Below are 12562 nucleotides of genomic sequence, written 5' to 3' on the forward strand. Positions count from 1 at the left end.
CCTTACCGGGCGGTTTCGACGCCGGCGGTCTCCCGCGCGGCCTCGCGGCGCTCCTGCGCCGGTACCTCGACATCCGTCCTCGCGGCCCTGAAGTGCCGGGCGGCGCGACGGGCGCGGGCGGCCCAGGCGCTGCGCCCGGCCTTCCGCAGTTCCTCGGCCCGGTAGGCGGCTTCGGCTCGGACCGCGTCCAGAAGCAGATCGCTGTGCATCGTGTTCCCCTGTCCCTGAGTTCTCCGGTTTGGTAGTACTCAGGTTCGTCCTGAGGGGGCACCTCAGGCATCGGGTGATCACGCAGCCCTGGTCGCGAAAAGACCCCTTACTCCCGGCCGAGCCCAGCTCGACGGGGGTAAGGGGTCTTCGAAACGCCTCAGTCGTGCGCCGGGCCGCCGGTCCGCACCGCGGCCAGCAGCCCCCGCCAGCCCGACGCGGGCAGGCGGAACGCACCACCTTCGGGGTCCTTCGAGTCGCGCAGCGCGGCGCCGCCGTCGACGAACGCGACCTCGACGCAGTCGTTCCCGCCACCGCTGTGGCTGCTCTTGCGCCACCGCGCCCCGGAGAATCCGTCTTCCATCGTCCCCACTCCTTACTGTGTCCTCGGTTCCAGTTGCTGCACCGGAGCCGGTACGGCCGCCTGTTCGGCGAACCGTCCGGCGGCCTCGGCGATCAGGTCCACCGAGTCGTCCGGCTTCAGTGCGGCCGCGCGCAGATGGTCGAACATCAGCCCGTAGCGCCGGACGTCTGTGGGTTCCTCCAGGTAGAGGCCGCTGGACGTGCTGTCGTCGACGTAGACGACGTCCGGGTCGGCCTGCTCGGGGAAACCCATGATCAGGAAGGGGCCTTCCATACCCGGGTGCGCGCCCGCCCCGAACGGCACCACCTGGATGGTCACGTTCGGCTTCTCGGCGACGGCGACCATGCGGTAGAGCTGCTCGGCCATCACCTCGGGACCGTCGACGACCCGGCGCAGCACGGCTTCGTCCATCACCGCCCAGTACTCCGGCGGCGGTGTGTCGGAGAGCAGCTCCTGGCGGGCCATCCGGGCGGCGACGCGGCGGCGGATCTCGGCGTCCTCGGCGTCCGGCCGCAGCGCCCGGATCACCGCCCGGGCGTAGCGCTCGGTCTGCAGCAGGCCGGGCACCAGCAGCGCCTGGAACGCGCGCAGCGAGCTGGCGTCGGCCTCGAGCCCGACGAACGTCCCGGTGAAGACCTCGTTGTAGGCGTGCCACCAGCCGCGCTTGCGGGCCTCCCTGGCCAGCTGGACGAGCGCTTCCTGCTCGTCGCCGGTGATGCCGTAGAGGGCCAGCATGTCGCGGGCGTCGCGCGGGGTCACCCCGACGTGGCCGGTCTCGATGCGGCTGATCTTCGACGCCGAACACTCGAGCTTTTCGCCCACCTCGTCGATCGTGAGGTCGGCGGCTTCGCGCAGGCGGCGCAGCTCGCCCGCGAGCCTCCGGCGGCGAACCGTGGGGCTCTGTCCCCTTGCCATGGCGCACCTCCGGGATGTCGTCGGCGTCGTAGCCGAACGCTCGCTGCCAGTATCCAACATGAACGGTCGAGTAATCGCACGGCACCGATTACCGGACCCGGTCCCGCGTCTTCTCTGCAATTTGCAAAATGCTTCTGTATGCTCGCACCCTGCGCGACGACAGGACGCAACAAGGGCCCGGCGGGCTTCTCCCCCAGCCCCTCGCTGAGCCTGTGATCAGCGTAGACGATGACCGAGCGGTACGCCGCGCGGTCAACGGCGGAAGAGGCCCGGGGCCGTCCCCCGATCGGCCCCGGACCTCTTCTCGGCCTTGATGCCCTATTGGCAGAATGATTATTCCGCCCATTTGTCGCCCGTAAGGGTGATTTCCCGACCGGCGTCAGAGGACGCGCAAGAGTCCTTCTTGGACGACCGTCGCGATGAGCGTGCCGTCCTCGGCGAAGAACCGGCCCGTGGCGAGGCCCCGGGCGCCGGACGCCGTCGGCGAGACGCTGTCGTAGAGGAACCACTCGTCGGCGCGGAAGGGCCGGTGGAACCAGAGCGCGTGGTCGAGGCTCGCGCCGAGCACCTTGTCGGTGTCCCAGTAGACGCCGTGGCGCGCGAGCACCGAGTCCAGCAGCGTCATGTCCGAGGCGTAGGTCAGCACGCAGACGTGCAGCAGCTGCTGGTCGGGCAGCTTGCCGTCGGCGCGCATCCAGACCTGGTTGCGCGCGGGCAGCTCCCCGGTCTCCCGGGTGACCCACGGCGGCTCGTTGACGTAGCGCAGGTCGATCGGGCGCGGCCGGCTGTGCGCGCCGATCGCGTAGCCCTCGGCGCGTTCCATCAGCGTCGGCAGCGTTTCGGGCGCGGGCACGCCCTCCGGCATCGCCTCGGCGTGCTCGATGCCCGGTTCGTCCTTCTGGAACGACGCCGAGAGCGAGAAGATCGCCTTGCCGTGCTGGATCGCGACGACCCGGCGAGTGGTGAACGACCGGCCGTCCCGGATGCGGTCGACCTCGTAGATGATCGGGACGCTCGGGTCGCCGCCGCGGATGAAGTACGCGTGCAGCGAGTGGACCCGGCGCTCCTCGGGGACCGTCCGCCCGGCCGCGACCAGCGCCTGGCCGGCGACCTGCCCGCCGAACACCCGCACCGGCGAGTGGGCGGGCGAGACGCCGCGGAAGATGTTCTCCTCGATCTTCTCGAGGTCGAGCAGCGCGATCAGGCGGTCCAGCACCGGCTGGCCGCCACCCGGGATCTCCAGTTCGGTGGCGGCCGTCCTGGCCATTTCAGTCATGGCCAGACCCTATGTGCTGCGGGGGTGGGACGTCCCTTATGCGTGGTCGTCTTCACCGAGGCGGTGCACGTGGATCAGGTTGGTCGAGCCCACGGTGCCCGGCGGGGAGCCGGCGACGATGACGACCAGGTCGCCCTTCTGGTACTTGCCCATGTCGAGCATCGCGTGGTCGACCTGCTGGATCATCTGGTCGGTGGACTCCACGCGCGGCACGATGTGGGTGTTGGTGCCCCAGGTCATCGACAGCTGGCTGCGCACGCAGTCTTCCGGCGTGAACGCCAGCAGCGGCAGCCGCGTGTGCAGCCGCGCGAGGCGGCGCACGGTGTCGCCGGACTGCGTGAAGGCGACCAGCGCCTTGGCGTTGAGGCGCTCGCCGATGTCGCGGGCGGCGTAGGAGATCACGCCGCGCTTGGTGCGCGGGACGTGCGTCAGCGGCGGCACGATCGGCGAGTCGGTCTCGACCGCTTCGACGATCCGGGCCATGGTCTGCACGGTCTCGATCGGGTACCGGCCGACGCTGGTCTCGCCGGACAGCATCACCGCGTCGGTGCCGTCGAGCACCGCGTTCGCGACGTCGGAGGCCTCGGCGCGGGTCGGCCGGGAGTTGTTGATCATCGACTCGAGCATCTGCGTCGCGACGATGACCGGCTTCGCGTTCTCGCGGCAGATCTGGATGGCGCGCTTCTGCACCAGCGGGACCTGCTCCAGCGGCAGCTCGACGCCGAGGTCGCCGCGGGCGACCATCACCGCGTCGAAGGCCAGCACGATGGCCTCGAGGTTGTAGACGGCCTCGGGCTTCTCGATCTTGGCGACGACCGGCAGCCGGCCCTTGCCGACCCGGTCCATCACCTGGTGGACGAGGTCGATGTCGGCGGGCGAGCGGACGAACGAGAGGGCGATGAAGTCGACGCCCAGCTCGAGCGCGAACTCGAGGTCCTCGATGTCCTTCTCGGACAGCGCCGGCACGGAGACGTCCATGCCGGGCAGCGAGACGCCCTTGTTGTTGCTGACCGGGCCGCCTTCGGTGACCTCGCACACGACGTCCGGGCCCTCGACGCCCTTGACCACCAGGCCGACCTTGCCGTCGTCGACGAGCAGGCGGTCACCGGGCTTGGCGTCCTTCGCCAGGCCCTTGTAGGTGGTCGAGACGCGGTCGTGGGTGCCGGCGACGTCCTCGACGGTGATCCGGACGACATCGCCGTTGTGCCACTCGACCGGCCCGCCGGCGAACGTGCCCAGGCGGATCTTCGGGCCCTGCAGGTCGGCGAGGATGCCGACCGCCCGGCCGCTCTCGGCGGCGGCGGCCCGGATGAGGTCGTAGACCTCCTTGTGGTCGCCGTGGCTGCCGTGGCTGAAGTTCATCCTGGCCACGTCCATGCCAGCGTCGACGAGGGCCCGCATCTTCTCCGGCGTAGCGGTGGCGGGGCCCATGGTACAAACGATCTTCGCGCGTCGGCTCACGTTCGCACAGCGTAGTCCCTCTTCGCTCGTTCGTCTGTACCGATCCCGAAAAGTTCAGAGAAACTGTTCAGAAACCCGTCCCGTCCAGGGGGCATCTCCTGCGTTGCGCAGTCGGGGTCGACGGCTGCCTGTGATGTCCGGGGAGGTTGGTCAGCCGGGTGACCGGTGGCTTGCCGCCGGTGGAGCTGTGGGGTCGTAGGCCCAGCCCTCGGCCAACGTGCGGTGGAACCGCTCGATCTGGCCATTGGTCTGGGCCGGTAAGGCCGGGTCCGTTTTCGGGGTGATCCCCAGCTCGGCGCCGGTCTCACGCCAGGCGTGAGATCGGTAGGCCGAGTCGGTGCCGCCAACGTAGCCGCATGATCGCCCGGACCAGGTGTTCGGACGTGCGGGCGGGGCGGTGATACGGACGCGAGCTGCGGTCAGCCATCCCGGCTGCGCCTTCGGCGCGGTAACGGCGAGCCCATTTCGCGGCGGTTTTCGTGGCGACCGTGAACATCTTCGCTGCTGCTGCGCAGGTCCCTGGACACCACGGCTACCGGCGCGGCAGCTCGCTGGGGCCGACGCGGTCGCGGGCCCATTCGTTGAACTCGCGGACCTGCCGCCACGCCTTCTTCACCCGCTCGAGGGCGCCCCGCTCGTGCAGGACGTCGTCCGGCTCCCAGACGCGGACGGCGTAGACCGAGCGGTAGCGCAGCAGGTCGAGGCGGGGGTGGTCGACGTCGAACCCGCGGGGTTTCGACTTCAGCCGGTCGCCGCGGATCTCCCAGCCGGCCTTCTCGAGCTTCTTCAGGATCTTCTCGAGCGCCTCGCCGTGCAGGTCGGTGTCGACGGCCTTCCGGAACCGCGCGATCTGGTCGGACGCGAGGTGGAAGCAGCCGCCGCCGACGCGCAGGCCCTCGGGCCCGACCTCGACGTAGTAGGCACCGCCGCCGCGGCCCTGTTCGATCACCGCGCCGCAGTGGGTCTTGTAGGGCGTCTTGTCCTTGGCGAACCGGACGTCCCGGTAGGGGCGGAACACCTTGGGCTCGCCGAAGCCGTCGGAGAACTCCGGGGCCAGCTCGGCGAGCAGCGCCTCCATCGGGGCCCGGACGTCGGACTTGTAGGTCTCGACGTGGTCGTCCCAGTAGGGCTTCGAGTTGTCCTCCACGAGGCCGTCGTAGAAGTCGACGGCGTACTCGCCGAATCCGCTGAACTTCACGGGGAGGAACGATAATCGGGGGCACCGACGGTTTTCGCGCCGGTGCCCCCGGGGTGCTACTTGGCGACCGCCGTGATCAGCTCGCCGTTCGTGGTGTCGCCGGACAGCTCCCAGAACATCGCGCCGCCGAGGCCCTGCGTCTTCGCGTAGGAGATCTTGCCCGCGATCGTCGACGGGGTGTCGTAGCTCCACCAGTTGCTGCCGCACTTGGCGTACGCCGTGCCGGCGACCGTGCCGGTCGACGGGCACGACGTCTTGAGCACCTTGTAGTCCTCGATGCCCTGCTCGTACTTGCCGGGCGCCGGGCCGGTCGCCGTGCCGCCCGGGGCGCTCTGCGTGACGCCGGTCCAGCCGCGGCCGTAGAACCCGATGCCCAGCAACAGCTTGCTCGACGGGACGCCCTTGCCCTTCAGCTTCTGGATCGCCGCGTCGGAGTAGAAGCCGGCGGTCGGGATGCCGGAGTACGACGTCAGCGGCGAGTGCGGGGCCGTCGGGCCCTGCGCCGCCCAGGCGCCGAAGTAGTCGTACGTCATCACGTTGTACCAATTGACGTACTGGGCCGCGCCGCCGTAGTCGGCCGCGTCGATCTTGCCGCCACTGGTGCCGTCCGCGGTGATCGCCGAGGTGACGAGCTTGGAACCGAACTTGGCGCGCAGCGCGGCCATCAGGTTCTTGTACGCCGCCGCGCCGCTGGTGTCGCACGACAGGCCGCAGGAGTTGGGGTACTCCCAGTCGATGTCGATGCCGTCGAAGACGCCGGCCCAGCGCGGGTCGTTGACGAGGTTGTAGCAGGAGTTCGCGAACGCCGTGGGGTTCTGCGCGGCCTGCCCGAAGCCACCGGACCAGGTCCAGCCGCCGAACGACCACAGCACCTTCAGCCCGGGGTGCTTGGCCTTGAGCTTCTTGAGCTGGTTGAAGCTGCCGGCGAGGGGCTGGTCCCAGGTGTCGGCGACGCCGTCGACGCTGCCCGCGGCGTCGTAGGTCTTCTGGTAGTCGGCGTAGGCGTCGCCGATCGCGCAGCCGCCGTTCGTCACGTTGCCGAACGCGTAGTTGATGTGGGTCAGCTTGCTCGCCGAACCCGACGTCTCGATGTTCTTGACGTGGTAGTTGCGGTCGTAGACACCCCACTCGGTGAAGTAGCCGACCACCTTGCCGACGGACGCCTCGGTCGCCGCGGTGGCGGCCGTGGCCTCCGGGACGGTCGCGGCGCCCGCGACCAGGCCCACGGCGGCCGCCACGGTCAGCAGCGCCGAGAAGCTCTTCCTGCGGAAACGGGACATGCGTTCTCCCTCCGGAGAATTACTCACGGCGACGGTGCCGGAGTGGTGGGGACCACACCACCGTAAGTGGACTAGACCACTAGGTCAATGGTTCAGACCAAGCAGCCCGGTGGTCGGCCCGTGCATTCCTTGACAGGAATATGCCCGGCGGAGCACATTTCGGGGGTGATGCAGACGTTCGAGGTGCTGGCCGAGCCCCGCCGCCGCACGATCCTGGACCTGCTCCGCGACGGCGAGCGGTCGGTCGGCGAGCTGGTCGACGAGCTCTCCCTCAGCCAGCCGGCGGTGTCCAAGCACCTCCGGGTGCTGCGCGAAGCCGGGCTCGTGACGGTGCGGGTGGCAGCCCAGCGAAGGTGCTACGCGCTGCGGCCGGAGCCCCTGGCCGAGGTCGACGCGTGGCTGGCGCCCTACCGCGCCTTCTGGTCGGACCGGCTCGACGCCCTGGAACGCCGGCTGGACGAGACCGATCCCCGCTGACCGGGACGGGCTAGGCCTCCGGCGCCGGGCCGAAGGCGATCCCGCGGTCCGCCGCCCGGCGCTCGCCCCACTCGTACAGCGCCGTCAGCGCCGGGCGGAGCTCCTCCCCCACCTCCGTCAGGTGGTACTCCACGTGCGGCACCCGGCCGTCGAACTCCACCCGGCGGACGATCCCGTCCGCCGCCAGCTCGCGCAGCTGCTGGGTCAGCATCTTCTCGCTCACCCCCGGCATCAGCCGGCGGAGTTCGCCGTACCGGTGCGCGCCCTCCTTCAGGTGCGCCAGGATCACCGGCTTCCACTTGCCGCCGATCAGGTCGACCGCCAGCTCCACCGCGCAGTGGTACCGCTTCATCCGCTCTCCCCTACGCACCGGAAAGTACGTGGTTGCCCGGCCGGGCCGCCCCTGGTTGCCTGACCGGGTGATCGTGCCAGAAACCCCGCCGACCCCCACCCTCTACGACTGGGCGGGCGGCCATGAGGCCCTCGTCAAGCTGCTGACGATCTTCTACGGCCACGTCCTGGAAGACCCCTTGCTCGAGCCCGTCTTCCGCGGCATGGACCCGGACCACCCGAGGCACGTCGCGGTGTGGCTCGGCGAGGTCTTCGGCGGGCCGGCCGAGTACTCCGCGAGCCGCGGCGGCCACGCCCACATGGTCGGGCGCCACCTGGGGCGCGGCATCACCGAAGAGCAGCGCCGCCGGTGGGTGAACCTGCTGCTCGACGCCGCCGACGAGGCGGGCCTGCCCGCCGACCCCGAGTTCCGCGCCGCCTTCGCCGGCTACCTCGAGTGGGGCAGCCGCCTGGCCGTCATCTTCTCGGCGCCGGGTGCCGAACCGAACCCGCACGAACCCGTCCCGCACTGGGAGTGGCCGATGCCTCCCTGGCAGCCACCCGCGTCCTAGCCGCATAGTGAGGGCAGCCGGAAAGGAGGCTGCCCTTGATCCGGGTGGACGGCCGGACCCTCAGGTGCGCCGACGTCGTGACCGCGGCGCGCACCGACGGGCCGCTGGGTATCGACGTTTCGATCGCCGCGTTGCGCGCCGCCGAGCACGCGTGGAAGCTCGCCGAGGACCTGAGCACGCGGCGGGTGGTCTACGGCCGCACGACCGGCGTCGGGGCCAACAAGGACGACACCGTCGAAAGCTCGCGCGAGCACGGCCTGCGCCTGCTGCGCAGCCACGCGGGCGGCAGCGGCGACGAGATGCCGCCCGCCCAGGTGCGCGCGATGATGCTGATCCGCCTCAACCAGCTCCTCACCGGGCGCTCGGGGATCAGTCCCGAGCTGATCGGCGCGCTGGCCGACGCCGTCCGCACCGGCGCGCGGCCGCTGGTGCACCGGCTGGGCGCGATCGGCACCGGCGACCTCGCGCCGCTGGCCGAGACCGCGCTGGCGCTCACCGGGGAACGCGGCTGGGTCGACGGGCACGTCCCGCCGGTACCGGTGCACGCGGGCGACGCGCTGGCGTTCATGAGCAGCAACGCCGCGACGCTCGCCGAAGCGACCCTCGCCGCGATGCGGCTGGACACGCTGACGCGCGCGAGCCACGCCATCGCGGCGCTGACGTACGTCGCGCTCGAAGGCAACCCCGAGGCGTACGCGACGCCGGTGCACGAAGCGCGGCCGCACGCCGGGCAGGTCGCGTGCGCCGCGGAGATGCGGCGGCTGCTGGGCATGCACCAGACGCCGAAACCGGGACGGCGGATCCAGGACCCGTTCGGGCTGCGGGCGTTCCCGCAGGTGCAGGGCCCGGCACTGGACGCGATCCACTACCTGCGGGACGTCCTCGCCGTGGAAATCAACGCCAGCACCGAAAACCCGATGATCTCGACCGTCCACGGCGACGCCTACCACCACGCGCACTTCCACACGGCGTACGTGTCGACGGCCCTGGACCAGGCGCGCGCGACCGTGCACCAGGTGGCGGAGCTGTCGGTGGCGCGGCTCGGCGACCTCGTCGAGCCGGAGTTCACCGGGCTGCGGCCGTTCCTCGCGGCCGGGCCGCCGGGCAGCTCCGGCGTGATGATCCTGGAGTACGTGGCGCACGACGCGCTCACGGAGCTGCGGCAAGCGGCGCTCCCGGCGACGCTCGGCACAGCGGTGGTCTCGCGCGGGATCGAGGACCACGCGAGCTTCTCGACGCAGGCGGCTCGCGCGGCGACGGCGGCCTGCGGGGCCTACCAGCAGGTGCTGGCGTGCGAGCTGGTGGCGGCGGTCCGCGCGCTGCGGATGCGCGACGCCGACTTGGTGGATTTGCCGGTGCGGGACGCGTTCGAAGCGGCGTCCGCGGTGTTGGACGAGAGCGTCGACGACCGGCCGCTCACCGACGACATCGCCGCCGCGGTCGGCGTCCTGGAGACCCTCGCCCGGATCTAGCGAAGGGCCGCCCCGGAACCCCGGAGCGGCCCTTCGCGGCAGAACCTCAGCCGAAGAAGACTTCGGCTTCCTGGTAGCGCTCGGCCGGGACCGTCTTCAGCTCGGCCGTCGCCTCGGACAGCTTCACGCGGACGATGTCCGTGCCCTTCAGCGCCACCATCACGCCGAAGTCGCCGTCGGCCACCGCGTCGACCGCGTTCAGGCCGAAGCGGGTCGCCAGGACGCGGTCGTACGCCGTCGGGGTGCCGCCGCGCTGGACGTGGCCCAGGACCACCGCGCGGGACTCCTTGCCGGTGCGGTGGGCGATCTCGTCGGCCAGCCAGGTGCCGATGCCGCCGAGGCGGACGTGCCCGAAGGCGTCCTTCTCGCCGGTAAGCAGCTTCTCCTCGCCGCCCTCGGGCAGCGCGCCCTCGGCGACGACGATGATCGGCGCGAACTCCTTCTCGAACCGGCGCTCGACCCACGAGACGACCTGGTCGACGTTGAAGTGCCGCTCCGGCACCAGGATCACGCTGGCGCCGCCGGCGAGGCCGGAGTGCAGCGCGATCCAGCCGGCGTGGCGGCCCATGACCTCGACGACCAGGGCGCGGTGGTGCGACTCGGCCGTGGTGTGCAGCCGGTCGATCGCCTCGGTCGCGATGGAGACCGCGGTGTCGAAGCCGAAGGTGTAGTCGGTGGCGCCGAGGTCGTTGTCGATCGTCTTGGGCACGCCCACGACGCCGATGCCGTCGTCGGTCAGCCGCTTCGCGACGCCGAGGGTGTCCTCGCCGCCGATCGCGATCAGCGCGTCGACGCCCTGGTCGGCCAGGACCTGCTTGATCTTGTCGACACCGCCGTCGACCTTGTACGGGTTGGTGCGCGACGAGCGCAGGATGGTCCCGCCGCGGGTCAGGATGTCCTCGACGTCGTTGAGGCCGAGCGGACGGCTGTCCCCGGTGAGCGGGCCGTTCCAGCCGTTGCGGAAGCCCACGAAGTCCCAGCCGTGCACCTCGATGCCCTTACGCACCACCGCGCGGATCACCGCGTTGAGCCCCGGGCAGTCGCCGCCGCCGGTCAGCACACCGACACGCATGAGAAGCCTCCGTCTGTTCTCTGGAGATGACAGTCACATTTCGTCGAGAGCCAGCGTAGCGGCAAACGTCTTGATCGGTGCAGCCCGGACCACCTGGAGAATCGGTCCGGCTCCGCTGTGTGCTACGTTGACCACGTGCAGCGCTATTTCTGGTTTACGAAGCCGGCCCCGGGTGGGCACGGCGGCGTGAACCTGCGCTGACTCCCACCCCGAGCCGGATTTCCGAACCGGCTCGGCGAATCCTCCGCGGGTCGGTGTCCACCAGGAAGGAACACCCCCGCGATGACGCTCTCCGCCGGACCCGCCGCCATCGGCGACCTCGACGCCGCGCGCACCACGTCGATCAGTCCGCTCATTTCGCCCGCGCTGCTGCGTGAGGACCATCCCGTCGGCGCCGCCGTCGCCAAAGTCGTGCGGCAGGGCCGCGCCGAGACGGTCGACATCCTCGACGGCCGGGACGACCGGCTCCTCGTGGTCGTCGGCCCGTGCTCGGTGCACGACCCGGAAGCCGCGCTCGACTACGCCCGCCGGCTGGCCGCGAAGGCCGACGAACTCCGCGACGACCTGCACATCGTGATGCGCGTGTACTTCGAGAAGCCGCGCACCACGCTGGGCTGGAAGGGCCTGATCAACGACCCGGACCTCGACGGCACGTTCGCCGTCAACAAGGGCCTGCGGCTGGCGCGCAAGCTGCTGCTCGACGTCTCCGAGCTGGGCCTGCCGGTCGGGTGCGAGTTCCTCGACCCGATCACGCCGCAGTTCATCAGCGACATCGTGACGTGGGGCTCGATCGGAGCGCGGACGGCGGCGAGCCAGGTGCACCGCCAGCTGTGCAGCGCGCTGTCGATGCCGGTGGGCATCAAGAACTCGACCGAGGGCGACGTCCAGGTGGCGGTCGACGCGACCCGCGCGGCGGCGGCGAGCCACGTGTTCCCGGGCATCAACACCGACGGCCTCGCGGCCCTGCTGACGACGGCGGGCAACCCGGACTGCCACGTGATCCTGCGCGGCCACAGCGGCGGCCCGAACTACGACGCCGCGACGGTGGCGAACACCCTGGCCCGGCTGGCGAAGTCGGGGCTGCCGGAGCGGGTGATCATCGACGCTTCGCACGGCAACAGCGGCAAGGACCACGTGCGGCAGGCCGCCGTGGTGCGCGAGCTGGCCGAGCGGATCTCGTCGGGTGAGCGCGGGATCTCGGGGCTGATGATGGAGAGCTTCCTGGCGGCGGGGCGGCAGGACCTCTCGCTGGGGCACGCGGACGAGCTGACGTACGGGCAGTCGATCACGGACGCGTGCCTGGCGTGGGACGACACGGCCCCGCTGCTCGACGAGCTGGCCACGGCGGTGCGGGCGCGCCGCTGAGAGGTCCCCGGCCTGGGGGTCCCCCGGTTTTCACGTTACCGGGGACCCCCGACAATTCCGGGCCCTGCGCACCGGACCGCCGTCAGCGGCGGTGGAAGTACTCCTCGATGACTTCCCACCGCGCCAAGTTGTGCTTCGCGTCCGCCAGGGCGTCGTGCTGGTCGGTGGGGGCCGCCGGGAGCTTCGGCTTGCCGGCGTCCTCCCACCGCTGGCGCAGATCGCGAGTGAACCTCGGCAGCTGGCGGGGCAGCGCCGGCATCGGGCCCCACAGCTGGGCCAGCGCCACGTGGTCGTACGCGGCGAACCACGCCCACAGCTCGATGCCGCCCGGGGGCTTGCCGAAGAACTCCAGCAGGTCGGTGCGGATCTTCTCGCGGCTGCGCCACGCCCGGTCCGCCGGCGACGGCAGCTTGTCCAGGACGTTGTCGCGGACCCACTGGCCGGCCTTCGACGGGTCGAACTCCGTCGACACCGCGTAGAACTCGCGGCCCCGCTCGTCGACGACACCGATGGAGACCAGGTCGATCGTCACGCCGTCTTCGATGAACTCGGTGTCGTAGAAAAAACGCACTG

14 protein-coding genes and 2 pseudogenes are annotated in these 12562 nt (G+C 70.8%); 4 read left to right on the forward strand and 12 right to left on the reverse strand.

Annotated features, from left to right (window positions below; genetic code table 11):
• Window positions 1–2: 2 nt before the first annotated feature.
• The 9 genes and pseudogenes from ACZ7OH_RS24420 to ACZ7OH_RS24460 all read right to left on the reverse strand — a co-directional run bounded on the left by ACZ7OH_RS24420 (window position 3) and on the right by ACZ7OH_RS24460 (window position 6701).
• Complete coding sequence (locus ACZ7OH_RS24420) at window positions 3–209, reverse strand: hypothetical protein (RefSeq protein ID WP_470282854.1); 207 nt, start codon at window positions 207–209, stop codon at window positions 3–5.
• Between the two features lie 158 nt (window positions 210–367).
• Window positions 368–571 carry a DUF397 domain-containing protein gene (locus tag ACZ7OH_RS24425; RefSeq protein WP_372668432.1) on the reverse strand — a complete coding sequence of 68 codons (204 nt, stop codon included), beginning with the start codon at window positions 569–571 and terminating at the stop codon, window positions 368–370.
• A gap of 12 nt (window positions 572–583) precedes the next feature.
• The gene (locus tag ACZ7OH_RS24430; protein ID WP_400889447.1) at window positions 584–1486 is read right to left on the reverse strand and encodes a helix-turn-helix domain-containing protein; all 903 of its coding nucleotides are present in this window, start codon (window positions 1484–1486) and stop codon (window positions 584–586) included.
• Between the two features lie 379 nt (window positions 1487–1865).
• On the reverse strand, window positions 1866–2762 hold the full coding sequence (locus ACZ7OH_RS24435) for an acyl-CoA thioesterase (RefSeq protein WP_470282855.1): 897 nt from the start codon (window positions 2760–2762) through the stop codon (window positions 1866–1868).
• Between the two features lie 36 nt (window positions 2763–2798).
• Window positions 2799–4223, reverse strand: coding sequence for a pyruvate kinase (pyk, locus tag ACZ7OH_RS24440; RefSeq protein WP_400889445.1), 1425 nt, complete (start codon window positions 4221–4223; stop codon window positions 2799–2801).
• Window positions 4224–4290: 67 nt separating this feature from the next.
• A pseudogene (locus ACZ7OH_RS24445) lies at window positions 4291–4556 on the reverse strand (hypothetical protein); the annotation flags it as partial.
• Window positions 4528–4728: pseudogene (locus ACZ7OH_RS24450) on the reverse strand (leucine zipper domain-containing protein); the annotation flags it as partial. The pseudogenes ACZ7OH_RS24445 and ACZ7OH_RS24450, both read right to left, overlap by 29 nt.
• A gap of 27 nt (window positions 4729–4755) precedes the next feature.
• A complete protein-coding gene (locus ACZ7OH_RS24455) occupies window positions 4756–5421 on the reverse strand; it encodes a DUF2461 domain-containing protein (protein ID WP_470282856.1) in 666 nt (221 codons plus the stop codon).
• A 56-nt stretch (window positions 5422–5477) separates the two neighbouring features.
• Window positions 5478–6701, reverse strand: a complete 1224-nt coding sequence (locus tag ACZ7OH_RS24460) for a glycoside hydrolase family 18 protein (protein WP_470282857.1) — start codon at window positions 6699–6701, stop codon at window positions 5478–5480.
• Window positions 6702–6869: 168 nt separating this feature from the next.
• Here ACZ7OH_RS24460 and ACZ7OH_RS24465 point away from each other — a divergent pair, with 168 nt between their 5' ends.
• Window positions 6870–7178 (forward strand): ArsR/SmtB family transcription factor, encoded by a 309-nt coding sequence (locus ACZ7OH_RS24465; RefSeq protein WP_364385916.1) that lies wholly within the window; start codon window positions 6870–6872, stop codon window positions 7176–7178.
• Between the two features lie 10 nt (window positions 7179–7188).
• On the opposite strand, the gene ACZ7OH_RS24470 is transcribed toward ACZ7OH_RS24465, so the two are convergent.
• Window positions 7189–7530 (reverse strand): winged helix-turn-helix transcriptional regulator, encoded by a 342-nt coding sequence (locus ACZ7OH_RS24470; protein ID WP_470282858.1) that lies wholly within the window; start codon window positions 7528–7530, stop codon window positions 7189–7191.
• Window positions 7531–7597: 67 nt separating this feature from the next.
• Between ACZ7OH_RS24470 and ACZ7OH_RS24475 the strand changes: the two genes are divergently transcribed.
• Both ACZ7OH_RS24475 and ACZ7OH_RS24480 read left to right on the forward strand, forming a co-directional pair.
• Entirely contained in the window at window positions 7598–8080 is a 483-nt protein-coding gene (locus tag ACZ7OH_RS24475; RefSeq protein WP_470282859.1) for a group II truncated hemoglobin, read from the forward strand.
• A 35-nt stretch (window positions 8081–8115) separates the two neighbouring features.
• Entirely contained in the window at window positions 8116–9552 is a 1437-nt protein-coding gene (locus ACZ7OH_RS24480; protein ID WP_470282860.1) for an aromatic amino acid ammonia-lyase, read from the forward strand.
• A 46-nt stretch (window positions 9553–9598) separates the two neighbouring features.
• On the opposite strand, the gene ACZ7OH_RS24485 is transcribed toward ACZ7OH_RS24480, so the two are convergent.
• A complete protein-coding gene (locus ACZ7OH_RS24485; protein WP_400889433.1) occupies window positions 9599–10624 on the reverse strand; it encodes a 6-phosphofructokinase in 1026 nt (341 codons plus the stop codon).
• Between the two features lie 282 nt (window positions 10625–10906).
• Between ACZ7OH_RS24485 and ACZ7OH_RS24490 the strand changes: the two genes are divergently transcribed.
• Entirely contained in the window at window positions 10907–11989 is a 1083-nt protein-coding gene (locus ACZ7OH_RS24490) for a 3-deoxy-7-phosphoheptulonate synthase (RefSeq protein WP_470282861.1), read from the forward strand.
• 82 nt (window positions 11990–12071) lie between these two features.
• Here ACZ7OH_RS24490 and ACZ7OH_RS24495 read toward each other — a convergent pair whose 3' ends face one another.
• Entirely contained in the window at window positions 12072–12560 is a 489-nt protein-coding gene (locus ACZ7OH_RS24495) for a polyadenylate-specific 3'-exoribonuclease AS (RefSeq protein WP_470282862.1), read from the reverse strand.
• Window positions 12561–12562 lie beyond the last annotated feature (2 nt).

It is taken from the genome of Amycolatopsis sp. NPDC114478, from assembly GCF_055633805.1.

Bases quoted from the DNA above. Each gene is read 5' to 3' on its own strand.
- ACZ7OH_RS24420 (WP_470282854.1), bottom strand. From the start codon at position 209: ATGCACAGCGATCTGCTTCTGGACGCGGTCCGAGCCGAAGCCGCCTAC.
- ACZ7OH_RS24425 (WP_372668432.1), bottom strand. From the start codon at position 571: ATGGAAGACGGATTCTCCGGGGCGCGGTGGCGCAAGAGCAGCCACAGC.
- ACZ7OH_RS24430 (WP_400889447.1), bottom strand. From the start codon at position 1,486: ATGGCAAGGGGACAGAGCCCCACGGTTCGCCGCCGGAGGCTCGCGGGC.
- ACZ7OH_RS24435 (WP_470282855.1), bottom strand. From the start codon at position 2,762: ATGACTGAAATGGCCAGGACGGCCGCCACCGAACTGGAGATCCCGGGT.
- ACZ7OH_RS24460 (WP_470282857.1), bottom strand. From the start codon at position 6,701: ATGTCCCGTTTCCGCAGGAAGAGCTTCTCGGCGCTGCTGACCGTGGCG.
- ACZ7OH_RS24465 (WP_364385916.1), top strand. From the start codon at position 6,870: ATGCAGACGTTCGAGGTGCTGGCCGAGCCCCGCCGCCGCACGATCCTG.
- ACZ7OH_RS24470 (WP_470282858.1), bottom strand. From the start codon at position 7,530: ATGAAGCGGTACCACTGCGCGGTGGAGCTGGCGGTCGACCTGATCGGC.
- ACZ7OH_RS24485 (WP_400889433.1), bottom strand. From the start codon at position 10,624: ATGCGTGTCGGTGTGCTGACCGGCGGCGGCGACTGCCCGGGGCTCAAC.
- ACZ7OH_RS24490 (WP_470282861.1), top strand. From the start codon at position 10,907: ATGACGCTCTCCGCCGGACCCGCCGCCATCGGCGACCTCGACGCCGCG.